At 71.2% G+C, this 24757-nt stretch carries 21 protein-coding genes; 12 read left to right on the forward strand and 9 right to left on the reverse strand.

Translation table 11 applies throughout. The features are described 5' to 3' along the window. Positions 1-15: 15 nt before the first annotated feature. A complete protein-coding gene (locus ACFQZ6_RS22570; protein WP_360217975.1) occupies positions 16-456 on the reverse strand; it encodes a gamma-glutamylcyclotransferase in 441 nt (146 codons plus the stop codon). Positions 457-553: 97 nt separating this feature from the next. On the opposite strand from ACFQZ6_RS22570, the gene ACFQZ6_RS22575 reads away from it, so the two are divergent. After that, positions 554-2002, forward strand: coding sequence for an NAD(P)H-quinone dehydrogenase (locus ACFQZ6_RS22575; RefSeq protein WP_381611862.1), 1449 nt, complete (start codon positions 554-556; stop codon positions 2000-2002). 167 nt (positions 2003-2169) lie between these two features. Continuing rightward, the gene (locus tag ACFQZ6_RS22580) at positions 2170-3132 is read left to right on the forward strand and encodes a DeoR/GlpR family DNA-binding transcription regulator (RefSeq protein ID WP_381611863.1); all 963 of its coding nucleotides are present in this window, start codon (positions 2170-2172) and stop codon (positions 3130-3132) included. A gap of 99 nt (positions 3133-3231) precedes the next feature. Here the strand turns inward: ACFQZ6_RS22580 and ACFQZ6_RS22585 are convergent, their stop codons facing one another. Continuing rightward, positions 3232-5004, reverse strand: a complete 1773-nt coding sequence (locus tag ACFQZ6_RS22585) for an acetyl/propionyl/methylcrotonyl-CoA carboxylase subunit alpha (RefSeq protein ID WP_381611865.1) — start codon at positions 5002-5004, stop codon at positions 3232-3234. Positions 5005-5360: 356 nt separating this feature from the next. Between ACFQZ6_RS22585 and ACFQZ6_RS22590 the strand changes: the two genes are divergently transcribed. Next, positions 5361-5831: a hypothetical protein gene (locus tag ACFQZ6_RS22590; RefSeq protein WP_381611867.1), complete on the forward strand. Its 471-nt coding sequence runs from the start codon at positions 5361-5363 to the stop codon at positions 5829-5831. On the opposite strand, the gene ACFQZ6_RS22595 is transcribed toward ACFQZ6_RS22590, so the two are convergent. From ACFQZ6_RS22595 to ACFQZ6_RS22610, 4 genes are all read right to left on the reverse strand, one after another. Continuing rightward, a complete protein-coding gene (locus ACFQZ6_RS22595) occupies positions 5803-6420 on the reverse strand; it encodes a Maf family protein (RefSeq protein ID WP_381611869.1) in 618 nt (205 codons plus the stop codon). The two genes, ACFQZ6_RS22590 and ACFQZ6_RS22595, sit on opposite strands and share 29 nt — an antisense overlap. A 32-nt stretch (positions 6421-6452) precedes the next feature. Continuing rightward, on the reverse strand, positions 6453-6581 hold the full coding sequence (gene mmpB, locus ACFQZ6_RS22600; RefSeq protein WP_381618553.1) for a morphogenic membrane protein MmpB: 129 nt from the start codon (positions 6579-6581) through the stop codon (positions 6453-6455). Between the two features lie 65 nt (positions 6582-6646). Continuing rightward, the gene (locus tag ACFQZ6_RS22605; protein WP_381611871.1) at positions 6647-6856 is read right to left on the reverse strand and encodes an acyl-CoA carboxylase epsilon subunit; all 210 of its coding nucleotides are present in this window, start codon (positions 6854-6856) and stop codon (positions 6647-6649) included. Positions 6857-6872: 16 nt separating this feature from the next. Further along, a complete protein-coding gene (locus ACFQZ6_RS22610; protein WP_381611872.1) occupies positions 6873-8468 on the reverse strand; it encodes an acyl-CoA carboxylase subunit beta in 1596 nt (531 codons plus the stop codon). A gap of 129 nt (positions 8469-8597) precedes the next feature. Here ACFQZ6_RS22610 and ACFQZ6_RS22615 point away from each other — a divergent pair, with 129 nt between their 5' ends. The 5 genes from ACFQZ6_RS22615 (at position 8598) to hutH (ending at position 14667) form a co-directional block, all read left to right on the forward strand. Beyond that, positions 8598-9464 (forward strand): biotin--[acetyl-CoA-carboxylase] ligase, encoded by an 867-nt coding sequence (locus tag ACFQZ6_RS22615; protein ID WP_381611874.1) that lies wholly within the window; start codon positions 8598-8600, stop codon positions 9462-9464. 147 nt (positions 9465-9611) lie between these two features. Then, positions 9612-10736 (forward strand): adenylate/guanylate cyclase domain-containing protein, encoded by a 1125-nt coding sequence (locus tag ACFQZ6_RS22620; protein ID WP_381611875.1) that lies wholly within the window; start codon positions 9612-9614, stop codon positions 10734-10736. Between the two features lie 223 nt (positions 10737-10959). After that, on the forward strand, positions 10960-11760 hold the full coding sequence (locus ACFQZ6_RS22625; protein WP_381611877.1) for an enoyl-CoA hydratase/isomerase family protein: 801 nt from the start codon (positions 10960-10962) through the stop codon (positions 11758-11760). 131 nt (positions 11761-11891) lie between these two features. Beyond that, a complete protein-coding gene (locus ACFQZ6_RS22630; protein WP_381611879.1) occupies positions 11892-13037 on the forward strand; it encodes a GGDEF domain-containing protein in 1146 nt (381 codons plus the stop codon). A 91-nt stretch (positions 13038-13128) separates the two neighbouring features. Continuing rightward, complete coding sequence (hutH, locus tag ACFQZ6_RS22635; RefSeq protein WP_381618555.1) at positions 13129-14667, forward strand: histidine ammonia-lyase; 1539 nt, start codon at positions 13129-13131, stop codon at positions 14665-14667. Positions 14668-14704: 37 nt separating this feature from the next. Here the strand turns inward: hutH and ACFQZ6_RS22640 are convergent, their stop codons facing one another. Both ACFQZ6_RS22640 and ACFQZ6_RS22645 read right to left on the reverse strand, forming a co-directional pair. After that, on the reverse strand, positions 14705-15526 hold the full coding sequence (locus tag ACFQZ6_RS22640; protein ID WP_381611881.1) for a hypothetical protein: 822 nt from the start codon (positions 15524-15526) through the stop codon (positions 14705-14707). 57 nt (positions 15527-15583) lie between these two features. After that, positions 15584-15919: a hypothetical protein gene (locus ACFQZ6_RS22645; RefSeq protein ID WP_381611883.1), complete on the reverse strand. Its 336-nt coding sequence runs from the start codon at positions 15917-15919 to the stop codon at positions 15584-15586. 428 nt (positions 15920-16347) lie between these two features. On the opposite strand from ACFQZ6_RS22645, the gene ACFQZ6_RS22650 reads away from it, so the two are divergent. The 4 genes from ACFQZ6_RS22650 (at position 16348) to ACFQZ6_RS22665 (ending at position 23505) form a co-directional block, all read left to right on the forward strand. Continuing rightward, positions 16348-17601, forward strand: coding sequence for a L,D-transpeptidase (locus ACFQZ6_RS22650; RefSeq protein ID WP_381611885.1), 1254 nt, complete (start codon positions 16348-16350; stop codon positions 17599-17601). Between the two features lie 159 nt (positions 17602-17760). Next, positions 17761-19215, forward strand: a complete 1455-nt coding sequence (locus ACFQZ6_RS22655) for an ABC transporter permease (protein WP_381611886.1) — start codon at positions 17761-17763, stop codon at positions 19213-19215. Positions 19216-19314: 99 nt separating this feature from the next. Further along, the gene (locus ACFQZ6_RS22660; RefSeq protein ID WP_381611888.1) at positions 19315-19992 is read left to right on the forward strand and encodes an ABC transporter ATP-binding protein; all 678 of its coding nucleotides are present in this window, start codon (positions 19315-19317) and stop codon (positions 19990-19992) included. A 189-nt stretch (positions 19993-20181) separates the two neighbouring features. Beyond that, positions 20182-23505, forward strand: a complete 3324-nt coding sequence (locus ACFQZ6_RS22665) for a S8 family peptidase (RefSeq protein WP_381611890.1) — start codon at positions 20182-20184, stop codon at positions 23503-23505. Between the two features lie 135 nt (positions 23506-23640). Here the strand turns inward: ACFQZ6_RS22665 and ACFQZ6_RS22670 are convergent, their stop codons facing one another. Next, positions 23641-24597, reverse strand: coding sequence for a helix-turn-helix domain-containing protein (locus ACFQZ6_RS22670; RefSeq protein ID WP_381611892.1), 957 nt, complete (start codon positions 24595-24597; stop codon positions 23641-23643). Between the last annotated feature and the right edge of the window lie 160 nt (positions 24598-24757).

Genomic DNA, 24757 nt, shown 5'->3' on the forward strand with positions numbered 1-24757 from the left:
CCGAGGAGGGTGGCGTCAGCAGGGGCGTTTCCGCAGCTCCATGACGTAGTCGTGGGGCGCGCCCGCGGATTCCGCCGCGTCCGCGATTTCGCCCAGGTAGCGGGCCGAGGGCAGGCCGCCCTCGTAGGTGTCGAGGACGTACGTCCAGGACTGCTCCTCGCCCTCCAGGGTGTGGACGCGCACGTTGCGCAGGCGGCGGTAGATGCCGAGGCCCACGCCCTCCCACCGGTCGAGTGACTCCTCGTCCATCGGGGCGATGTCGTAGAGGGCGACGAAGACCTGGCTGACCGGGTCCTCGACGAGGGTCGCCAGCGCGCCTTCCCAGCCCAGGTGCTCGCCGCCGAAGGTGAGCCGCCAGCCGTTGAGCCAGCCGGTGGCGCGCAGCGGCGAGTGCGGGGCGCGGCGCGTCATCAGCCGCGCGTCGAGATTGCCGGCGTAGGCGGCGTAGAGCGACATGGGGAGAGGGTACGGCAGGCGGCACGTGCGTCACTCCGGTAACGGAAGGGGCGTCGGGAGGGCCCCGAGGCGGCCCTCGGGTGAGGTGTGCGGGACAATGGAGTACGTGACTCGGATCGTGATCATCGGTGGCGGACCCGGCGGATACGAAGCGGCCCTGGTGGCCGCGCAACTCGGCGCGGAGGTGACCGTCGTCGACTGCGACGGTCTGGGCGGGGCGTCGGTGCTGACCGACTGCGTGCCGTCGAAGACCCTCATCGCCACGGCCGAGGTGATGACCACCTTTGACTCGTCGTACGAGGAGCTGGGGATCATCGTCGCCGATGACACCCCTCATATCGAGCAGGCCGCCCGGGTGGTGGGCGTTGACCTGGGGAAGGTCAACCGGCGCGTGAAGCGGCTCGCGCTGGCGCAGTCGCACGACATCACCGCCGCCGTGACGCGCGCCGGTGCGCGGGTCATGCGGGGGCGCGGGCGCCTTGAGGGGACGCAGGCCCTCGACGGGTCCCGGAAGGTCGTCGTCACCGCCGCCGACGGGAGTGAGGAGACCCTGACGGCGGACGCGGTGCTGGTGGCTACCGGGGGGCATTCCCGGGAGCTGCCCGACGCCCGGCCCGACGGGGAGCGGATCCTCAACTGGACCCAGGTGTACGACCTTGATGAGCTGCCTGAAGAGCTGATTGTGGTGGGGTCCGGTGTCACCGGGGCCGAGTTCGCCGGGGCCTATCAGGCGCTCGGGTCCAAGGTGACGCTCGTGTCGTCGCGGGACCGGGTGCTGCCGGGGGAGGACCCGGACGCCGCCGCCGTGCTGGAGGAGGTCTTCCGGCGGCGCGGGATGAACGTCATGGCGCGGTCCCGTGCGCAGTCCGCCAAGCGGGTGGGGGACCGGGTCGAGGTGACGCTCGCTGACGGGCGCGTCATCGCCGGGTCGCACTGTCTGATGGCCGTGGGCGCCATTCCCAACAGCGCCGGAATGGGGCTGGAGGAGGCGGGGGTGCGGCTTCGGGACTCCGGGCATATCTGGACGGACAAGGTGTCGCGGACCACCGCTCCGGGGGTGTACGCGGCCGGTGACGTCACCGGGGTGTTCGCGTTGGCGTCCGTCGCCGCCATGCAGGGGCGTATCGCGATGTACCACTTCCTTGGTGATGCCGTCGCCCCGTTGAACCTGAAGACCGTGTCGTCCAATGTCTTCACCGATCCGGAGATCGCCACGGTGGGGTACAGCCAGGCCGACGTCGACGCCGGGAAGATCGACGCCCGGGTGGTGAAGCTGCCGCTGCTGCGGAATCCGCGGGCCAAGATGCAGGGCATCCGGGACGGGTTCGTCAAGATCTTCTGTCGGCCGGGGACCGGGATCGTGGTCGGGGGTGTCGTGGTCGCGCCGCGCGCCTCGGAGCTGATCCATCCGATTTCGCTCGCGGTCGACAACAACCTGACCGTCGAACAGATCGCGAACGCCTTCACCGTCTACCCGTCCCTGTCGGGGTCGATCGCGGAGGTCGCGCGGCAACTGCACACCCGTAAGGCGGGCGTCGAGGTCTGACGGCCGAAAGGGACTCTTCGCTGGTCACGGAGGGTGGCGGGGTGGCGTCGTGGCATAGGCGGGTGGCCTAGGCCCCTATACCACCTCCACCCCTGGTGTGCGAACAACTTCTGTTATTCGGCGCAAACTGCTGAAACCAGACGGTCGTTGGGGTTACTGTCAGTTTCGTGTTCGCTGCAGAACGTCGCCAATTGATCCTCGAAATGGTGCGAGCGAACGGAGCCGTGTCGCTCCGTGAGCTGGCCCGCGTCGTCCAGACCTCCGAAGTGACCGTACGGCGGGACGTGCGCGCACTGGAGGCAGAAGGACTCCTCGACCGCCGACATGGCGGTGCGGTACTGCCGGGCGGTTTCACGCGGGAGTCCGGCTTTCCGCAGAAGTCACATCTCGCGACCGCCGAGAAGACGGCCATCGCCGACCTCGCCGCGGGCTTCGTCGAAGAGGGCGAGGCCATCGTGGTGGGGGCGGGGACCACGACGCAGGAGCTGGCCCGTCGGCTCGCCCGGGTGCCCGGGCTGACCGTCGTCACCAACTCGCTGCTGGTGGCCCAGGCGCTGGCCCATGCCAACCGGGTGGAGGTGGTGATGACCGGGGGGACCCTGCGGGGGTCCAACTACGCCCTGGTCGGGAGTGGAGCCGAACAGTCCCTCCAGGGGCTGCGGGTGTCCCGTGCCTTCCTGTCCGGGAGCGGGCTCACCGCCGAGCGGGGGCTGTCCACGTCCAACATGCTCTCCGCGTCCGTCGACCGGGCGCTCGTGCAGGCCGCCGCCGAGGTCGTGGTCCTGGCCGACCACACCAAGCTGGGGTCGGACACCATGTTCCAGACGGTGCCGACCGATGTGATCACCCGGCTGGTGACCGATGATCCGCCCGCGCACGACGACCGTGCCGCCACCGAACTGCAGGCCCTGGCCGACCAGGGCGTCCAGATCGCCGTGGCGGGCGCGCAGGGCGGCTCGGGAAACGTGGCGGGGGGTGAGCCCGCCCCAGCACGCCAGCAGCGCCGGGACGTGCCGCTCCCCTCCCCGCGCCGCGGTCAGGTCCAGGGCACGGCGCCCTCACTGCGCAGCCTCGGGGAGCAGGCGCCCGGAAGCGAGCGGGCGAGGGTCGCCGACCTCCGGCGGCGCTGACGGGCGTGGGAGGGAGGGGGCGAGCGGTCGGGTGCGGGAACGCGCGAGCGCCCGGCGGGCTTGCCTTCGTCAGCCAGCCGCCGGGCGCTCCCGGGTGCGTCAGTCCTTGATCTCGCAGATCGCCGCGCCCGAGGTGACGGACGCGCCGACCTCCGCCGCGAGGCCCTTGACGGTGCCCGACTTGTGGGCGTTCAGGGGCTGCTCCATCTTCATCGCCTCCAGGACGACGATCAGGTCGCCTTCCTTGACCTCCTGACCCTCCTCCACCGCGAGCTTGACGATGGTGCCCTGCATGGGTGAGGCGAGGGTGTCGCCGGAGGCCACCGGGCCCGACTTGCGGGCCGCGCGGCGCTTCGGCTTGGCCCCGGCGGCGAGGCCGGTGCGGGCCAGGGACATGCCCAGCGAGGCCGGGAGGGAGACCTCCAGGCGCTTGCCGCCGACCTCGACGACGACCGTCTCGCGACCCGTCTCCTCGTCCGTCTCCGTGTCGGCGGTGGCGGTGAAGGGCTTGATCTCGTTGACGAACTCCGTCTCGATCCAGCGGGTGTGGACCGTGAAGGGGCCTTCCTCGCCGTGGACCTCCGGTGCGAACGCCGGGTCCTTCACCACCGCGCGGTGGAACGGGATGGCGGTGGCCATGCCCTCGACCGTGAACTCCTCCAGGGCGCGGGCGGCGCGCTGGAGGGCCTCCTTGCGGGTGCGGCCGGTCACGATCAGCTTGGCCAGCAGGGAGTCCCACGCCGGGCCGATCACGCTGCCGGACTCCACGCCCGCGTCCAGGCGGACGCCGGGGCCCGACGGCGGGGCGAACGTGGTGACGGTGCCGGGGGCGGGCAGGAAGCCCCGGCCCGGGTCCTCGCCGTTGATGCGGAACTCGAGGGAATGGCCGCGCAGCTCCGGGTCGCCGTAGCCGAGTTCCTCGCCGTCGGCGATGCGGAACATCTCGCGGACCAGGTCGATCCCGGCGACCTCCTCGGTGACCGGGTGCTCCACCTGGAGGCGGGTGTTGACCTCCAGGAAGGAGATCGTGCCGTCGTTGCCGACGAGGAACTCCACCGTGCCCGCGCCGACGTACCCGGCCTCCTTGAGGATGGCCTTCGACGCCGCGTACAGCTCGGCCATCTGCGCCTCGGAGAGGAACGGGGCCGGGGCCTCCTCCACCAGCTTCTGGTGGCGGCGCTGGAGGGAGCAGTCACGGGTCGAGACGACGACCACGTTGCCGTGCTTGTCGGCCAGGCACTGCGTCTCCACGTGGCGCGGCTTGTCCAGGTAGCGCTCGACGAAGCACTCGCCCCGGCCGAAGGCCGCCACGGCCTCGCGGACCGCGGAGTCGTACAGCTCGGGGACCTCTTCGAGGGTGCGGGCCACCTTCAGACCGCGACCGCCGCCACCGAACGCCGCCTTGATCGCGATGGGCAGGCCGTGCTCCTCGGCGAAGGCCACGACCTCGTCGGCGCCGGACACGGGGTCGGGGGTGCCCGCGACCAGCGGGGCCCCGGCGCGCTGCGCGATGTGCCGGGCGGCCACCTTGTCGCCCAGGTCGCGGATGGCCTGCGGCGGCGGGCCGATCCAGATCAGACCGGCGTCCAGGACCGCCTGCGCGAACTCGGCGTTCTCGGAGAGGAAGCCGTAGCCCGGGTGGACCGCGTCCGCCCCGGACTCGCGGGCGGCGCCCAGGACCTTCTCGATGTCCAGATAGCTGGTGGCCGGGGTGTCACCGCCCAGGGCGAACGCCTCATCCGCGGCGCGGACATGCAGAGCGTCCCGGTCCGGGTCGGCGTAGACGGCCACGCTCGCGATACCGGCGTCCCGGCAGGCCCGGGCAACGCGGACAGCGATTTCGCCACGGTTGGCGATGAGCACCTTGCGCACGATGAGGCTCCCTCCTTGAAACAAGCCGAGTTTAGGGACTGCCGACACGGCACTTCGACCCGTCCCCAATGGTGAGCTTGCCCACACGGAGCGTGATTCGAGGCTCGCTCGACCTGCGAAATCCCTTGTCGTACTGCGGTACACAGGGCTGCTCCGGAAAACCCTAGCCGTCCTGTGTGGTCAAGGTCTCTGTGAGAGCGTGCTGCGGCCCACTCCGTTTCTTTGTGGAGTCCCTACGAATGGCCCAACGAATCTTTGCCCACCGCTGAACCCTTGTCCGAAGGTTTACCCGTTAGTAGCGTTCGCGCTCACAGGAAACGTACTTCCGGTAACCGAGGTAACAGGGGTGGTGGGCTGTGGTGCGCAGGCCGGTTGCGTGGGTGGTGGCGGTTCTGCTGTTCGCGGAGGCCCTCGGCGTGGCCGCGCTGAACTGGTTCCTCGGAGTCGTCGTGGACCGACAGGACATGTCACTCGCGGGCCTCGACCCGGACGTTATGTCGACGTCCTCGAAGGTCGGTGGAGTGGTCTTCGGGCTCTACTTCGCGCTGTGCGGTCTGGTCGCCCTGCTGGTGGCCCTGCGTGACCGGCGGCCCGCCGGGTTCGGGCGACTGCTGCTGATCAGCGCGGCCGTGGTGCACGGGCTGCTCGGCGCCTTCACCTGGGGGCTGGTGGGCTGGCACGCCTTCCTGTCCATGGTCGTCGTGCTCGCCCTGATCGTGCTGCTGCTGATGACGTACGACGGTCAGCGGGGCGACACCGCCGACGCCCCGCGGGAGACCCAGGGCGACGGGCCCGCCGTCACTCCACCGGCGCCCACAACTCCGTGATCCCCACGCCCAGTTCCGCCAGCAGACGGCGTACGAGGGGCAGGCTGATGCCGATCACGTTGCCGTGGTCGCCGTCGATGCCGTCGATGAACGGCGCCGAGCGGCCGTCCAGCGTGAACGCCCCGGCGACGTGGAGCGGCTCACCCGAGGCGACGTACGCCGCGACCTCCTCGTCCGTGGGCTCACCGAAGCGGACCACCGTGGAGGCGGTCGCCGAGGCGTACCGGCCGCTGAGGGTGTCGTAGACGCAGTGGCCCGTCTGGAGGGTGCCCACCCGGCCGCGCATCGCCTTCCAGCGCGCGGTGGCCTCCTCGGCGTCCGCGGGCTTGCCCAGGGCCTGCCCGTCCAGGTCGAGGACCGAGTCGCAGCCGATCACCAGGGCGCCCTTGACCTCCGGCCGGGCGGCCACCACGGACGCCTTCGCCTCGGCCAGCGCGAGCGCCAGGTCGGCGGGGGTGGGGGCGGTGACGGCGTCCTCGTCGACCCCGCTCACCACGACCTCCGGCGCCAGCCCCGCCTGCCGCAACAGGCCCAGACGGGCGGGTGACTGGGAGGCGAGGACGAGGCGGCGGCGCGGCTGATCAGTCATACGGCCAGGTTAGTGGCGCGGTCCGGGGCCCTTCACCTCAGGCCCGTCACGATCATCGCCAGGATCATGGCCAGGGCCAGGAGGACGCCCAGTCTGCGCAGCATGGCCTGCATGGCGCGCAGCTCTTTGGGGGGCTCGTTCTCCGGGTCGGACCACAGCATGTCTGCCATGGTCCGGCGGGGCTCCTGAGGGCGCCTGAGTACGCGTACTCAAATCGAGCGGCGGGTCAGGCGGGCCAGTACGTGCGGCTCCACGACGCCGGGCCCGGGTGCGGGACGTGCTGGGCGGCGATGCGGGACGGGTCGGCCCAGGAGGCGCGGGGGCCGGGCGCGCCGGGCGGCGTGGCAGCCGCCGCCGCGGCGCGCGCGCGGACCACCGCCAGGGCGGCGGCCAGCTCCTCGGGGGTCGGGTTGCCCCGGACGACCTTGATGGTCACAGCGGGCTCCTAGTCGTCAGAGGGGGATGTTGCCGTGCTTCTTCGGGGGGAGCGCGGCCCGCTTGGTGCGCAGTTGGCGCAGGCCGCGGACGATGTGCGAGCGGGTGTCCGACGGCATGATCACCGCGTCGACGTAGCCGCGCTCGGCGGCGGTGTACGGGTTGAGGAGGGCGTCCTCGTACTCCTGGATCAGGCGCGCCCGGGTCGCTTCCACATCCTCCGCTTCGGCGATGGTGCGGCGGTGCAGGATGTTGACCGCGCCCTGCGCGCCCATCACCGCGATCTGGGCCGTGGGCCAGGCCAGGTTCAGGTCCGCGCCCAGGTGCTTGGAGCCCATGACGTCGTACGCGCCGCCGAACGCCTTGCGGGTGATGACGGTGATCAGCGGGACGGTCGCCTCGGCGTAGGCGTAGATCAGCTTGGCGCCGCGGCGGATGATGCCGTCGTGCTCCTGGTCGACGCCGGGCAGGAAGCCGGGCACGTCGACGAAGGTCAGCACCGGGATGTTGAACGCGTCGCAGGTGCGCACGAAGCGGGCCGCCTTCTCGGAGGCGGTGATGTCCAGGCAGCCCGCGAACTGCATCGGCTGGTTGGCGACGATGCCGACCGGGTGGCCCTCGACGCGGCCGTACCCGGTGAGGATGTTCGGCGCGAACAGCGCCTGCGTCTCGAAGAACTCCCCGTCGTCGAGGACGTGTTCGATGACGGTGTGCATGTCGTACGGCTGGTTCGCGGAGTCCGGGACGATCGCGTCCAGCTCGCGGTCCTCGTCCGTGACCGTCAGGTCGGCCTCCTCGGGGAAGGCCGGGGGCTCGGAGAGGTTGTTCGACGGCAGGTAGGACAGCAACTGCTTGACGTACTCGACCGCGTCCTTCTCGTCCCCGGCCATGTGGTGGGCCACGCCGGAGGCGGTGTTGTGGGTGCGGGCGCCGCCCAGCTCCTCGAAGCCGACGTCCTCACCGGTGACCGTCTTGATGACGTCCGGGCCGGTGATGAACATGTGCGACGTCTGGTCGACCATGACCGTGAAGTCGGTGATCGCCGGGGAGTACACCGCGCCGCCCGCGCACGGGCCGACGACCAGGCTGATCTGCGGGATCACACCGGAGGCGTGGGTGTTGCGGCGGAAGATCTCGCCGTACGCGCCGAGCGAGGCCACGCCCTCCTGGATGCGGGCGCCGCCGGAGTCGTTGATGCCGATGACCGGGCAGCCGGTCTTCAGCGCGAAGTCCATCACCTTGCAGATCTTCTGGCCGTACGTCTCGCCGAGCGCGCCGCCGAACACGGTGAAGTCCTGCGAGAACACGGCCACCGGACGGCCGTCCACCGTGCCGTAGCCGGTGACCACGCCGTCGCCGTAGGGGCGGTTCTTCTCCAGGCCGAAGTTGGTGGAGCGGTGCCGGGCGAACTCGTCCAGCTCCACGAAGGAGTCCTCGTCCAGCAGCAGGGCGATCCGCTCGCGCGCCGTCAGCTTGCCCTTGGCGTGCTGCTTCTCCACGGCACGCTCCGAGCCCGCGTGGGTCGCCTCGTGGATACGGCGCTGGAGGTCCGCGAGCTTGCCCGCGGTCGTGTGGATGTCGGGCTGCTGCGCCAGCTCTTCCGGCTCGGACATCGGGATGCTGCTCTCCCTGCCTCGGGTTCTGAAAAGGGTGCTCAGAAGGGGGGTCGGCTACTCATCCGTAGCGTAGTGGGGGGCCTACCGATCGGCAGTGCGGCATTTACCACACCTAGGCTGGCTTGCATGACGCCGCACGATGCATCAGACGCGAACAACGGCGGTCGCTGGTCCGACCTGGAACGGCCCCCGCTGAACACCGCCTCCCTGCGCCGCGGGCTGGTACGGGAGGGCGGGCTGTGGTCCGGGGTGGAGGTGGTGCGGAGCACCGGTTCCACCAACGGTGACCTCGTCGCGCTGGCCAGCGCGGGCAAGGTGGCCGAGGGCGCCGTCCTCGTGGCCGAGGAGCAGACCGCGGGGCGCGGGCGGCTCGACCGGCAGTGGACGGCACCGGCCCGCTCCGGCCTCTTCTTCTCCGTGTTCCTGCGCCCCACCGAGGTGCCGGTCGCCCACTGGGGCTGGCTGCCGCTGCTCACCGGCGTCGCGGTCGCCACGGGGCTGTCCCGCGCCGCCGGGGTCGACACGGCCCTCAAGTGGCCCAACGACCTCCTGGTCACCGTCGGCGGCGAGGAGCGCAAGGCGGGCGGCATCCTCGCCGAGCGGGCCGACGACGGCGTCGTCATCGGCGTCGGCGTCAACGTCACCCTGCGCGCCGACGAGCTGCCGGTGCCGCACGCCGGGTCGCTGGCGCTGGCCGGGGCGGTCAGCACGGACCGCGACCCGCTGCTGCGGGCCGTCCTGCGGGCGCTGGAGCAGTGGTACGGCACGTGGCGGGCCGTCGGCGGCGACGCGTCGGCGTGCGGGCTCCAGGAGACCTACGCCGCGGGGTGCGCGACGCTCGGGCGGCCGGTGCGCGCCGAGTTGCCCGGGGAGCGGGCGGTGGTCGGTGAGGCGGTCGCCGTGGACGGCGACGGGCGGCTGGTGCTCGCCACCGAGGACGGCGTACGGGAGCCCGTGGGGGCGGGGGACATCGTGCACCTGCGCCCCGCGTGAGCGGCCGGGTACGCGGGCGGGCGCACCGGCGAGTACGCAGGCAGAGAGCGTGCGTCCGGCTTTTCTCACGGAGTGAGCTGCGGCACATCTGCCGTAGAGTTGAGGCCGGTCGATACCTGACCGCGGCAGATCGGAAGGGCAACAGGCGTGACCGTCGACGACACGGGCTCCGGCACGGACGCGCAAGGCCGGGCGGAGCCGAGGGCCGCCGACCCCGGCGACGACCCCCTCGCCCTGCGCCTCGAACAGCTCATCCTCGGCGCCGAGCGCCGCTACACCCCGTTCCAGGCGGCCCGCAGCGCCGGGGTCTCCATGGAACTGGCCTCCCGGTTCTGGCGGGCCATGGGCTTCGCCGACATCGGGCAGGCCAAGGCGCTCACCGAGGCCGACGTGCTCGCCCTGCGCCGTCTCGCCGGTCTGGTGGAGGCGGGGCTGCTCAGCGAGGCGATGGCCGTGCAGGTGGCCCGCTCCACCGGGCAGACCACCGCCCGGCTGGCGGACTGGCAGATCGACTCCTTCCTGGAGGGCCTGACCGAGCCGCCGGAGCCGGGGATGACCCGCACCGAGGTGACGTATCCGCTGGTCGAGCTGTTGCTGCCGGAACTGGAGGAGTTCCTCGTCTACGTCTGGCGGCGGCAGCTCGCCGCGGCCACCGGGCGGGTCGTGCAGGCCACCGACGACGAGGAGATGGTCGACCGGCGGCTCGCCGTGGGCTTCGCCGACCTGGTCGGCTTCACCCGGCTGACCCGGCGCCTTGAGGAGGAGGAACTCGGGGAGCTGGTGGAGGCCTTCGAGACCACCGCCGCCGACCTGGTCGCCGCCCGGGGCGGACGGCTGATCAAGACGCTCGGTGACGAGGTGCTCTACAGCGCCGACGACGCCGGGGTCGCCGCCGAGATCGCGCTGCGGCTCATCGAGACCATGGCCAACGACGAGACCATGCCCGAGCTGCGCGTCGGGATCGCCTTCGGCACGGTCACCACCCGGATGGGCGATGTCTTCGGTACGACCGTGAACCTGGCGTCCCGGCTCACCTCGATAGCGCCCCGTGACGCCGTCCTCGTCGACAGCGCCTTCGCCGAGGAGCTGATCCGCACCGGGGAGGCGCCCGCCTCGGAGACGGAGGCGGCCGAGGCCGCGGCGGCGGCGGAGAAGGAGGGCGAGGAGCCGCCGACGTACCGCTTCGCGCTTCAGCCGATGTGGCAGCGGCCGGTGCGTGGACTCGGGGTCGTGGAGCCGTGGCTGCTGATGCGGCGGGACGGCGGGGCGTAGCCCTGCGGGGGCTCTCGGGTTCTCCGGGGGCCATGGCTTCTCGGGTTCTCCGGGGGCCATGGCTTCTCGGGTTCTCCGGGGGCCATGGCTTCTCGGGTTCCCCGGGCTCTCCGGGTTCTCCGGGTTCTCCGGGTTCTCTCGGGGTTTTCCCCTCTTCTCCTTGGGGGGCGGGGCTGCGATGATCGTGGCGGACGTTGTTAACCCGCGTTAACCGGAGGGCGTTGTGAGCGAGGAGCGGTTCGGGGAGTTCGTCCTGGTGCGGCGGCATGAGGGCGGGCACGTGGCGGAGCTGGCCCTGGACCGGCCCAAGGCCATGAACGCCGTGTCGACCGGGATGGCGCGGTCCATCGCCGAGGCGTGTACGGCGCTGGGGGCCGACCGGGAGGTCCGGGTGGTCGTCCTCACCTCCACGCACGAGCGGGCGTTCTGCGTGGGCGCCGACCTGAAGGAGCGCAACTCCTTCAGCGACGCGGAGCTGGTGCGGCAGCGGCCCGTGGCACGGGGCGCCTACACCGGGGTGCTTGAGCTGCCGGTGCCCACGGTCGCGGCGGTGCACGGGTTCGCGCTGGGCGGCGGGTTCGAGCTGGCCCTGTCGTGCGACGTGATCGTGGCCGACGGCACGGCGGTGGTGGGGCTGCCCGAGGTGTCCGTCGGGGTGATCCCGGGAGGCGGCGGCACGCAGTTGCTGCCGCGCCGGGTGGGGGCGGCGCGGGCCGCCGAGCTGATCTTCAGCGCGCGGCGGGTGGCGGCGGCCGAGGCGCGCGAGCTGGGGCTCGTGGACGAGCTGGTCGAGGAGGGGCGGGACCGCGAGGCCGCCCTCGCGCTCGCCGCCCGGATCGCCGGGAACTCGCCGGTGGGGCTGCGGGCGGCCAAGCGGGCGCTGCGGCTGGGGCACGGGCTTGATCTGCGGGCGGGGCTTGAGGTGGAGGACGCGGCGTGGCGGTCGGTGGCGTTCTCGGGGGACCGGGCGGAGGGGGTGGCGGCGTTCAACGAGAAGCGGAAGCCGCAGTGGCCCGGTGAGTGAGGCGGGCGCGGCCGGTGCCGCCGGTGCCGCCGGTGCCGCCGGTGCCGCCGGTGGGGTCCTGGCGGGTCGGTCGATCACCCTCCCGTCCCCTCAATGTCCCCGTTCGCCCTGAACGTCCCTAGCCTGGAGGAATGGCTGACGACAAGCGGCTCCAGGACGTCGTGGCGCTCGCGCAGGGCATGGCCGCCGCCCACACCCCGCGCGAGTCATGGCGGGCCGCCGCCCTGGGCGCCTGCCGGGCGCTGACCGGGAGCTTCGCCGCGCTGTCGGTGTGGGAGCGGGAGCTGGGGCGGCTCAGGGTCCTGGTGAACGTCGGCGAGCGCGCCCCGGACGAGCTGGAGTTCCCGGAGGACGAGGCGTACCCGGTGCACCAGTTCGCGGAGATCACCGAGTTCCTGCACGAGCAGTGGGCCGCGGGCGGTGAGCCCAACGCCTGGGTGGAGACCGCCGAGGGCCCGGCCGAGGGGCTGCGCTCCGGGTACTGCCACCAGCGCGTCGCCGCCCTGCGCCGCCGGGGCCGGGGCTGCTGCGTGGTCGCGCCGGTGGTGCTGCACGGGCGCGCATGGGGCGAGCTGTACGTGGCCCGGCCGGTCGGCGCGGACGTCTTCGACCGGGGCGACGCCGACTTCGCGACCGTCCTCGCCTCCGTGGTGGCGGCGGGGCTGACGCAGACCGAGCGGCTGGAGGAGGCCCGGCGGCTGGCCTTCACCGACGCGCTGACGGGGCTGGCCAACCGGCGCTGCGTGGACATGCGGCTGGACGAGGCGGTCGAGCGGTACCGCGCGGACGGCACCGTCGTGAGTCTCGTCGTCTGCGATGTGAACGGGCTCAAGCGGGTCAACGACACCCATGGGCACGCGGTCGGTGACCGGCTGCTGGAGCGGTTCGGGTCGGTGCTGTCGCTGTGCGGCGCGATGCTGCCGGGCGCGCTGGTGGCACGGCTCGGCGGCGACGAGTTCTGCCTGCTCGCGGTCGGCCCGCCCGCCGACGACGTGGTGAAGGTGGCCGACGAGCTGTGCCGCCGGGCCGCCGAGCTGGAGCTGGGGGAGGGCGTGGCGTGCGGGGTGGCGTCCACCGCGGAGCCGATCGGGCCGGTGCGCAGCGCCCGCCGCCTGTTCCGGCTCGCGGACGCCGCCCAGTACCGGGCCAAGGCCGAGCGCTCCACCCGGCCGGTCGTCGCGGGCCGGGAGGGGCCGGACGACCCGGTCGTACGGCTGGCCGACACCCCGTCCGACGAGGCCAGCCCGGAGCGGCGGCGCTTCCGGGGGCGGGACTAGAAGGGGGGCGCTGGGTGGGCGGGGTAAGGGGTGCAAGGCCGCCCCACTGGTGACATCCTCAGATTCACTGCGTACGCTCCTGAATATGGATATGCACACTGTGGTGGTGGGGACGTCCGGGACGACGGCGTCCGACGTGCTCGCCGTGGCGCGTGGCGGCGCCCGGGTCGAACTGGCCGAGGAGGCGGTGGCCGCCCTGACCGCGGCCCGCGGGATCGTCGACGCGCTGGCGGCCAAGCCCGACCCCGTCTACGGCGTCTCCACCGGCTTCGGCGCCCTCGCGACCCGGCACATCAGCCAGGAGCTGCGGGCCCAGCTCCAGCGCAACATCGTCCGCTCGCACGCCGCCGGGATGGGCGCGCCGGTCGAGCGGGAGGTCGTCCGGGCGCTGATGTTCCTGCGGCTGAAGACCGTCTGCTCCGGGCACACCGGCGTACGCCCCGAGGTCGCGCGGACCATGGCCGACGTGCTGAACGCCGGGATCACCCCGGTCGTCCACGAGTACGGCTCCCTCGGCTGCTCCGGCGACCTCGCCCCGCTGTCGCACTGCGCGCTGACCCTGATGGGGGAGGGGGAGGCCGAGGGCCCGGACGGCGTCGTACGGCCCGCCGGTGAGCTGCTCGCCGTGCACGGGATCGAACCCGTCGAGCTGCGTGAGAAGGAGGGGCTCGCGCTCCTCAACGGCACCGACGGGATGCTCGGGATGCTGGTCATGGCCCTCGCCGACCTGGACGCCCTGTACAAGTCCGCCGACGTCACCGCCGCGCTGTCGCTGGAGGCGCTGCTCGGCACGGACAAGGTGCTCGCCCCCGAGCTGCACGCCATCCGTCCGCACCCCGGGCAGGCCGCCAGCGCCGCCAACATGCTCGCCGTGCTGAAGGGGTCCGGGCTGACCGGGCACCACCAGGACGACGCGCCCCGCGTCCAGGACGCCTACTCGGTGCGCTGCGCGCCGCAGGTCGCCGGTGCCGGGCGGGACACCCTCGCGCACGCCCGGCTGGTCGCGGAGCGGGAGCTGGCGTCGGCGGTGGACAACCCGGTGGTTCTTCCCGACGGGCGGGTGGAGTCCAACGGGAACTTCCACGGGGCGCCGGTCGCCTATGTGCTGGACTTCCTCGCCATCGCCGTCGCCGACCTCGCGTCCATCGCGGAGCGGCGCACCGACCGGCTGCTGGACAAGAACCGCAGCCACGGGCTGCCGCCGTTCCTCGCGGACGACGCGGGCGTGGACTCCGGGCTGATGATCGCCCAGTACACGCAGGCCGCGTTGGTCAGCGAGTTGAAGCGGCTGGCCGTACCGGCGTCGGCGGACTCGATCCCGTCCTCCGCGATGCAGGAGGACCACGTGTCGATGGGCTGGTCGGCGGCGCGCAAGCTGCGGACCGCCGTCGACAACCTGACCCGGGTCCTCGCCGTCGAGCTGTACGCCGCCGCCCGCGCCGTCGAGCTGCGCGAGGGGCTGACCCCGGCCCCGGCGACCCGCGCCGTCATCGACGCCGCCCGGGAGGCGGGGGTCGGCGGGCCGGGTCCCGACCGGTTCCTGGCCCCCGACCTCGCGGCGGCGGACGCCTTCGTGCGGGGCGGGGGGCTGCTGGCGGCGGTGGAGAAGGTGACGGGGCCGCTGCGGTGAGGGGGTGGGGAGGGGCCCTGGGGCCCCTCCTCCCGGTCTACTTGAGCTTGGCGGCCTGCGCCTCGACCAGCGCGGCCGGGACGGAGTACTCCTCGCCGCCACCGGACATCATCGCGCCCAGGTTCAGCGTGTAGTACGTGGCGATGGTGCTGCCGTGCCGGACCACCTGGGCGTGCACGGTGGACGTGTCGCCCCCGGACTCGTCCATCTCCCCGGTCACCGCGAACGCCACCGACGCGTCACCGCCGCCGGTCGCCTTCTCCTCGGCGACCTTGGTGACCTTCGCCTCCTCGCCCTCCGAGGTGGCGGAGAAGCCGCCCGCGCAGCCCTTCACCGCGTCGGAGACGGCCGCCATGGTCTCCTCGGCGCCCGCCCCCTCGTAGGAGGAGAGCCCGACGATGGTGACGTCCACGCTCAGCGCGTCGGTGAACGCGTCCTCGAACTCGCCCTCGTCCAGGTCCTCCATCGACTGGGAGGCCGTGTCCGTGGGCTCCTTCTCCTGGGTGGCCATGCGGTTGGTCTCCGCCGCCGCGTCACCGGGGGCGAGCCCGCTCATGACGTAGGCGATCGGCAGACACTTCTCGTCCGTCTTCATGTCGCTCTTGGAGGACGTCATCGACTCCTCCACGGGCCCGATCTTGTAGCCCTCGACGTCCCCCTGCGCGAGGATGACGCCCTTCAACTCCGCCGCGCTGAGCGCCTTCGCGGCCTGCGTGCCGGAGCCCGACCCGGAGGCGGAACCCGAGCCGGTGTCCTTGGTGTCGTCCGAACCGCTGTCGGAGCAGCCCGTGACGAGGGCGAGCGACAGGACGCCCACCACGGCCGTGGCGCCCAGGCGCGCGCTCGATGATCTCTTCATGAGCGGACTATGAAGACAGGGTCAAGGGAACGTCAAATCGAGCGCGTATTCGGGTAGTTAGAACCCAAGCCGTTCCCTGCGCACCGAATACACCACGAAACCGGCGCCCAGGGCGAGGCAGAACGTGCCGCCGACGACGTACGGGGTGCTGTCGAAGCTGCCGGTGTCGGCGAGCCGGGTGCCGCTGTCGGCGCCGGTGTCGGCCGCGGTGGCCGCGCCGGTGTCGGAGGTGGTCAGCGAGACCGCCCTCGCCTGCGCCGTCCGCGTGTCCGTGGGCAGATGTCTGACCGTGGCGTCGTCTCCCGTCGCGTTCGCGGAGGGGACGAACCACAGGGCCCCCAGCAGGGTGCCTGCGGCGGTGGCGGTCAGCAACGGACGGCGAGCGGATGACACGGAATATCGATCCCCTTGTGGCACTGGCGAATTGGCCGTGTGGGGGGATGCTAATGAAAGGCCCGGGCCGCGGGAAAGTCGCGGGAGCCATGGGATGTGCGCCTCGCGGGGGAAACGTCCGAAGATGTCGCGGTTTGTCGGGAGATGGTGAACGGATCTCGCCCGACGTCATGGATCTCACAGGGGGCACGGCGGGCGGATTGGGGCGGGCGCCTTGGGGAAATCGTGACCATGGAGGGCAACCGCGGCCGGGGATTTCGTCGTCTCATGGTGCGCAGTGACCGACCATCGCGCCAAGCCGCACGGCGGGACGTGGCGTGCCCCACACATCGAGCGTATGTGGAACGGGACGAACCGGTCGTAGCGTTGAAGATTCTTGACGGGGACTCCGGGGTTTTGGGGATTCGGTAACGATGGAGAAGCGTGTGATGACGAACAGTAGGCGGCGTCGGGGCCTGACGGTCGCGTCCGCTCTGCTCGGTGGTGTGCTGGTGCTCTCGGCCTGCTCCGGAGACGACGGCGACGACGCCTCCGGCAGCGGCGGCAACGAGACCTCGGCCGCGAAGGTCGACGAGGCCGCCGCCGCGAAGACCTCCGAGGCGCAGATCAAGATCACGCCCAAGGACGGTTCGAGCAACGCCTCCATCAACAACGACGCCGCCGTCACCGTGAGCAAGGGCACGCTCACCGAGGTCACCATGGAGACCGCGGAGGGCGTCGCCGTCGAGGGCGAGATATCGGCCGACAAGACGAGCTGGAAGCCCAGCGTCCAGCTTGAGCGCTCCACCACCTACAAGATCTCGGCGACCGCCGAGGACTCCGAGGGCCGCGCCGCCCACGAGAACGCCTCCTTCACCACGGTCTCCCCGGACAACAGCTTCCTCGGCTACTTCACGCCGGAGGACGGCTCCACGGTCGGCGTCGGTATGCCCGTGTCGATCAACTTCGACAAGGCGATCACCAACAAGGCCGAGGTCCAGAAGGGCGTCACGGTCACCTCCAGCAGCGGCCAGGAGGTCGCCTGCCACTGGTTCAGCGCCAACCGCATGGACTGCCGCCCCCAGGACTACTGGCAGGAGGGCGCCACCGTCACCCTGAAGCTGGCCCTCGACGGCGTCGAGGGTGCCGAGGGTGTCTACGGCGTCCAGCAGAAGACGGTCACCTTCAAGATCGGCCGCAACCAGGTCACCTACGTCGACGCCGAGACCAAGCAGATGAAGGTCACCCAGGACGGCAAGGTCGTCAAGACCATCCCGATCTCCGCGGGCGCCCCCGAGAACAAGACGTACGAAGGCCAGATGGTGATCTCCGAGAAGTTCGAGGAGACCCGGATGAACGGCGCGACGGTCGGCTTCACCGACGACGACGGCAAGGGCGAGTACGACATCAAGGACGTGCCGCACGCCATGCGCCTGACCACCTCCGGCACCTTCATCCACGGCAACTACTGGGGCTCGCCGTCCGTCTTCGGCAACGTCAACACCAGCCACGGCTGCGTCGGCCTCCAGGACAAGAAGGGCGCGGACGACCCGAACACGCCGGGCGCCTGGTTCTACAACAACTCGATCGTCGGTGACGTGGTCGTCGTCCAGAACACCGGCGACAAGACCGTCTCCCCGGACAACGGCCTCAACGGCTGGAACATGAGCTGGGACCAGTGGACGGCGGGCTCCGCCGCCTGACGCTCCCGCACACGGGGAATGCCGCCCTCCGGGGCGGCATTCGCCTTTTCCGGGAGGCTCCGGCGTCCATGGGGGCCTCCGAGGCGTCTCCGGGGCTTCTCATCCTTCTCTTATCCGGGGCTTATCCCTTCATCACGCCGCGCGCCTAGCTTGCGGCGCATGTTCTTCACCTACCTGAGGCGCGAGCTGCGCCGCCGCAGAAAGGCGGCCCTCGTCGTCGCCTCCGGCCTCGCGCTGGGCATCGCGCTGGTCATCGTCGTCAACTCCGTGTCCTCCGGCATGGGCAAGGCCCAGGACAAGGTCCTCGAATCGCTCTACGGCCTGGGCACCGACATGACCGTCACCAAGGCGGCGACCGCGCCCACCGACGGCGAGGACGCCCGGCCCCGGTTCCAGTTCGACGCCCAGGACAGCGACTCCGACGAGGAGCAGAGCACCGACCGCGTCATGGTGCAGGGCTTCCAGACGCTGTCGTCCTCGACCGTCGCCAAGGTCGCCGAGCAGGACGGCGTCTCCGACGCGGTCGGCGGGCTGAGCCTCCAGGTCATCAAGGTCAGCGGGCAGTTCACCCGCGGTCAGTTCCAGCAGGACGACTCCGGCAACGCGCAGCAGGGCTTCCCCGGCGGGAGCGGCGGTGAGCAGCCCGGCGGTGAGGTGCAGGGCGGCGGCGCCGACTTCGACGTCAACAACTACTCGGTCTACGGCACCGACGTCAGTGAGCCCGCCCTCGGCCCGCTGACCTCCTCCAAGATCACCAGCGGCCGTACGTTCAAGACCTCCGAGACCAACGCCAAGGTCGCCGTCGTCGACTCGGCGTACGCCAAGGAGAAGGAACTCAAGGTCGGTTCCACCGTCACGATCAAGAGCGTCAAGTTCGAGGTCATCGGCATCGCCACCGCCGACAGCGGCGACGCGGCGGCCAACCTCTACGTCCCGCTGAAGCAGGCGCAGACCCTCAGCGACTCGAAGAACAAGGTCACCACGATCTACGTGCAGGCGACCGACTCCCAGCGGATCGACAGCGTCAAGTCGGAGATCCAGAAGAACATCTCCGGTACGACGGTGACGACCTCCGCCGACCTCGCCGACACCGTCTCCGGTTCGCTGTCGACGGCGTCCTCGCTGGCCACCAGCGTCGGCAAGTGGCTGTCCATCGTGGTGCTGATCGCCGCGTTCCTGGTCGCCGGGCTGCTCACCTCCTCGGCGGTCTCGCGCCGGGTGCGGGAGTTCGGCACGCTGAAGGCGCTGGGCTGGCGGTCGGGCCGGGTCACCCGGCAGGTCGTCGGTGAGGCCGTCGTCAACGGTCTGGTCGGTGGCGTCCTCGGCATCGCCCTGGGGCTCGCGGGCGCCTACGCGGTGACGGCGGTGAGCCCCACGCTCCAGGCCGAGCTGGGCGGTGGCGGTGGGACCGGCGGCCCCGGGGGCATGGGCGGCGGTCCGATGCGGCAGGCGGCGTCCCGCACCCTGGAGGTCGCGCTGACGGCGCCGGTCAGTGTGACGACCATCGGTCTCGCGGTCGGTCTGGCGGTGGCCGGTGGGCTCATCGCGGGGGCCTTCGGCGGCTGGCGGGCCTCCCGGCTGCGGCCCGCGGACGCGCTGCGACGGGTTGAGTAGCGCATCGGTTGGGTCAGTTCCCGCCTTTCTGACAGCCGTTCACGGCGTTCCCGCGGTTCCCGCCGTTCTCCTTTTCTTCTGCCAGGAGTTGTTGTCCCCATGTACGAACTCACGTCCGTGACCAAGCGGTATACGCGCGGTAAGGAAACCGTCCACGCCCTGGACGGCATAGACCTGACCATCCCCGACGGCGACCGGCTGGTCATTCAAGGACCCACCGGCGGGGGAAAGTCCACGCTGCTGCAGATGCTCGGCGGCCTCGACCGGCCCACCTCGGGCGATGTGGTGCTGGACGGAATCGACCTCGGCAAACTGCCCGAGGCGCGGCTCACCCGGGTGCGAAGCGAAAGCATCGGGTTCGTTTTCCAGAGCTTCAACCTCATCCCCACGCTGACCGCGCAGGAGAACGTCGAGACCGCCCTCGTCCCCCTCGGCGTGAAGGCGAAGGACCGCAGGGAACGGGCCGCCGAGGCGCTGCGGTCGGTCGGTCTCGGCGAGCGGCTCGGACACCTCCCCGGGGAGATGTCCGGAGGTCAGCAGCAGCGCGTGGCCATCGCGCGGGCGCTGGTCAAGCGGCCGAAGGTGCTGCTGGCGGACGAACCCACGGGCAACCTCGACGAGTCGATGCGCGACGAGATCATGGACGTACTGGAGTCCATGTGGAAGGAGCACGGGCTGACCTTCGTGATGGTCACCCATGACTCCGCGATCGCGCGGAAGGCGCCGCGGCTGGCCACCATCAAGAAGGGCAGGATCTCCGTCAGGGAGAACGTGTGAGCGCGCGGGCCCACGGGCCGAGTGCGTAACAGTTCTGTCATAGCCCGGTTGTGGCCGATGACCGTATTGAGGCAAGTGATCACCCCCCGGCATACTGCGTATTCCGGGGGGCGTTCGTGTACGCGTGCGATAACTCCCCCGGCCGGGTGAAGGGGAATTCATCCGGTACCTCATCTCCCAGGGGGAGTTTTGCGCACACAAGTAAAGAGAGTCGGCGCTGCCGCCGTAGCCACGGCAGCCGCCGTCGCCCTCGCCGCGGGCCTGACCAGCCCGGCGTCGGCGAAGCCCACCGACCGGGGGGAGCAGCGCGTGACCGGCGCTGCCGACGCCTCGGCGAACACCGCCAACCAGCGCGTCACGCTCATCACCGGTGACCAGGTCACCGTGGACGCCAAGGGGCGCGTCGTCGGCCTGGACCGGGCCGAGGGGCGCGAGCACATACCCGTGCAGATCCGCAAGATCGAGGGGCGCACGCTCGTCATACCCGCCGACGCGGCCCGCATGGTCGCCACCGGCAAGCTGGACCAGCGGCTGTTCGACGTCACCGAGTTGAGCAGGGCGCAGTCCCGGAGCGGCGAGCACGACGCCCTGAAGGTCATCGTCGGCTACCGCGGCACCGCCGCCACGGCCAAGGCGGACGTCCGGGACGCGGGCACCCTGCGCCGCACCCTGAAAACCCTGAACGCCGACGCGGTGCGGACCCCGGAGCAGGACACGCCGCAGCTCTGGGACGCGCTCACCGACGGGCAGCGGACCGCCTCCGGCATCGCGCACGTCTGGCTGGACGGCGTCCGCCAGGTCACCCTCGACAAGTCGGTGCCGCAGATCGGCGCCCCCAAGGCGTGGGAGGCCGGTTACGACGGCAAGGGCGTCAAGATCGCCGTCCTGGACACCGGCGTCGACGCCACCCACGCGGACCTGAAGTCGCAGGTCGCGGTGGCGAAGAACTTCACCACCGCCGCCGACGCCACCGACAAGTACGGCCACGGCACGCACGTCGCGTCCATCGCGGCCGGTACCGGGGCGAAGTCGGGGGGCAAGTTCAAGGGCGTGGCCCCCGGGGCGACGATCCTCAACGGCAAGGTCCTCGACGACAACGGCTTCGGTGACGACTCCGGCATCCTCGCCGGTATGGAGTGGGCGGCCCAGCAGGGCGCCGACGTCATCAACATGAGCCTCGGCGGCTTCGACACCCCGGAGATCGACCCGCTGGAGGCGGCGGTCAACAAGCTCTCCGCCGAGACGGGCGTGCTGTTCGCGATCGCCGCGGGCAACTCCGGCCCCGAGTCGGTCGGTTCGCCGGGCTCCGCGGACGCCGCGCTCACCGTCGGCGCCGTCGACGACAAGGACAAGCTGGCGGACTTCTCCAGCACCGGCCCGCGCGTCGGGGACGGCGCCATCAAGCCGGACGTCACCGCGCCCGGCGTCGACATCACCGCCGCGTCGGCCAAGGGCAGCGTCATCGCCCAGGAGGTGGGCGAGTCGCCCGCCGGTTACCTGACCATCTCCGGTACGTCGATGGCGACCCCGCATGTCGCGGGCGCCGCCGCGCTGCTCAAGCAGCAGCACCCGGACTGGACGTACACCGAACTCAAGGGCGCGCTGACCGCGTCCACGAAGGGCGGCAAGTACACGCCGTTCGAGCAGGGCTCGGGCCGCATCCAGGTCGACAAGGCGATCAAGCAGACCGTGATCGCCGACCCGGTGTCGGTGAGCTTCGGTACCCAGCAGTGGCCGCACACCGACGACACGCCGGTCGGCAAGGAGCTGACGTACCGCAACCTCGGCACCGCCGACGTGACGCTGAACCTCAGCGTCAGCGCCACCGACCCCAAGGGCGCCGCGGCCCCGGCGGGCTTCTTCACGCTGGGCGCCAGCACGGTGACCGTCCCCGCGGGCGGCACGGCCTCCGTGACCATGACCGCCGACACCCGGCTGGGCGGCACCCTCGACGGCACCTACTCGGCGTACGTCACGGCCAAGGGCGGCGGCCAGACCGTCCGCACGGCCGCCGCGGTCAACCGTGAGGTGGAGTCGTACGACGTCAAGGTCAAGCACATCGGCCGGGACGGGCAGGCCGCCAACCAGTACGACACCGTGCTGTTCGGCTACTCCGGGCTCGGCGAGGGCCGCGCCTACTCCGTGCCGCCGGTGGAGTCGGGCGTGACGACGCTGCGGGTGGCCAAGGGCACGTACGTCCTGGACGCCTGGATCGTGAAGGACTTCGAGACCTTCGAGGGCGGCCTGGACTGGCTGGTCCAGCCCAAGCTGAGCGTCACCAAGAACACCTCGGTGACCCTGGACGCCCGTAAGACGAAGGCGGCGGACATCCGGGTGCCGGACTCCTCGGCCAAGCCGGTGTTCGCGTCGATCGACTACTTCCTCGACGAGGCGGTCGGCATCGGCTTCGGCGCGGATTCCTTCGCCGACCTGCGCATGGCCCACCTGGGCCCGGAGATCCCCCGGGGCCTGAGCCAGACCTGGTTCGGCCAGTTCACCAAGGGCTCCGGCAGCGAGTACGACGTGGCCACGACCGCCAACGTGAAGAAGATCCAGGGCGACAAGGTCCGGCACTTCAAGAAGAGCGAACTCGCCACGGTGAAGGCGGACGTCGGCGCCTCCGCCCCCGGCAAGACCGGCGCGCTCATGCCGTGGGGCCTGTTCCCGGAGAACGCCGTCTTCAGCTCCGAGATCGACCGCAAGCTGCCCACCAAGCGCACGCTGCACCTGTCCACGGTGGACGACATCCGCTGGTCGTACGACTTCCTCCAGCTCGGCCCGGTGGACGCTGACGGCTTCCGGACCGTGGAGGCGTACTACGGGGGCGGCAACCCGAAGAAGTACCGCGCGGGCAACACCTACAGCACCACCTTCAACCGCGCGGTCTTCGGCCCGACCCTGAACTCGGACTACGGCCTGTTCCGCGAGGACAACTACATCTACGGCTCGCTCCCGCTCTTCGCGGACAGCGCCAAGCACCCGGGCTCGTCCCTGTACACCTCGGTGACCACGAACCTGTACCGCAACGGCACCAAGATCGCCTCCAACAGCGACCCGCTGGAGGGGGAGATGTTCAAGGTCCCGTCCGGTGACGCCCAGTACCAGTTGACGACCTCGGTCAAGCGGAGCAACAAGGTGGCGGCGGCCTCCACCCGGATCGACGCCAAGTTCACCTTCCGCTCCAAGAAGTCCAACGCCGAGATCGTCCAGCTCCCGGCCTCCACCGTCCGCTTCGGCGCCAACACCACCCTCGACAGCAAGGTGACGGCCGGTCGCACGGCCACCGTCCCGGTCACCGTCGAGGGCGCGGCCAAGGGCTCCAACCTGAAGTCGCTGCACGTGTACGTGTCGTACGACCACGGCCAGACCTGGAAGAAGCTCACCGTCAAGGACGGCAAGGTCAAGGTCAAGAACCCGGCCAAGGGCAAGTCGATCTCGTACCACGCGAAGATCACCGACAAGAAGGGCAACAAGTCGACGATCTCGATCTACAACGCGTACTACGGCAAGTGAGCCTGCTGCCGCGGTAGCGCTGAGGTGAAGGGAACGGTCCCCTGGAGGCATGGCTTCCGGGGGGCCGTTCTCCTGCTCTGGGGTCGGCGTTCTCCTGCTCCCGGGTGGCCGTTCTCCTGCTCCCGGGTCGCCGTTCTACTGCTCCCGGGTCGCCGACGATGATGAGGTGCCCGCGCGGGTGGCGTCCGCGCCCCAGCTGGCCAGCAGCCGCAGGGACTCGGCGGACGGTGAGCCCGGCTCGGGGTGGTAGGTGACCAGCGACTGCTCGGCGTCGTCGACCAGCCGGAAGTTCTCGAAGGACAGCGCCAGTTCACCGACCAGCGGATGGCGCATCAACTTGACGCCGTACGTCTTCTCCTTGACGTCGTGCGTCGCCCACAGCCGCCGGAACTCCTCGCTCTTGACCGACAGCTCCCCGACCAGCGCGGAGAGCCGGGGGTCGTCCGGGTGGCAGCCCGCGTCCATCCGCAGGTAGCTGACGATGTCGGCGGCCTTCTGCTCCCACGCCACGAACAGGTCGCGGTAGTCGGGCCGCAGGAACACCAGCCGCGCCCAGTTCCGCTCCGGCGCGGGCAGCTCGGACCAGTCCCCGAAGACGGCCGCCGCCATCCGGTTCCAGGCGAGGATGTCGGTGCGGCGGCCGACGATGTACGCCGGGACGGTGTCGATGGTGTCCAGCAGTTGCCGCAGCGCCCCGCGCACGTGCTGGGTGCGCGGCGCGGTCTTCCTGCGCTGCTGCGTGGGCCGGGCGAGGTGCGTGAGGTGCGCGTGCTCGGCGCTGGTCAGCCGCAGGGCGCGGGCGATGGAGTCCAGCACCTCGGCCGACACGTTCCGTCCGTTGCCCTGTTCGAGGCGGGTGTAGTACGCCACCGACACCCCGGCGAGCTGGGCCAGCTCCTCGCGGCGCAGCCCCGGCACGCGGCGGTGCCGCCCGAAGTCCGGCAGCCCGACGTCCTCCGGCTTCAGCCGGGCCCGCCGGGTGCGCAGGAACTCGCTCAGCTCGGCGCGCCGGTCGAGGGCACCGCCGGGGGCGCCGGGGGTCGGCGCGGGCTGCTGCTCGCTGGGCTGCTGCTCGGTGGGCTGCTGGTCCATACCCCCAGTATCGCCAGGCGCGGCTGGTCGTACGACGGGGAGCCTGTCCCTGCCAGTGGTAGGCACAGCGGACGTACGCAAAGCGGTGACCTGGGCGAACGCGGACGGCGGGGGCAGGCTGGTCAGCGTCAGAAGACCTCCGGGAAATTGTTGCTAGGAG

It is taken from the genome of Streptomyces flavalbus (assembly GCF_042674625.1).
In the GTDB taxonomy this organism is placed as follows: Bacteria; Actinomycetota; Actinomycetes; order Streptomycetales; family Streptomycetaceae; genus Streptomyces; species Streptomyces flavalbus.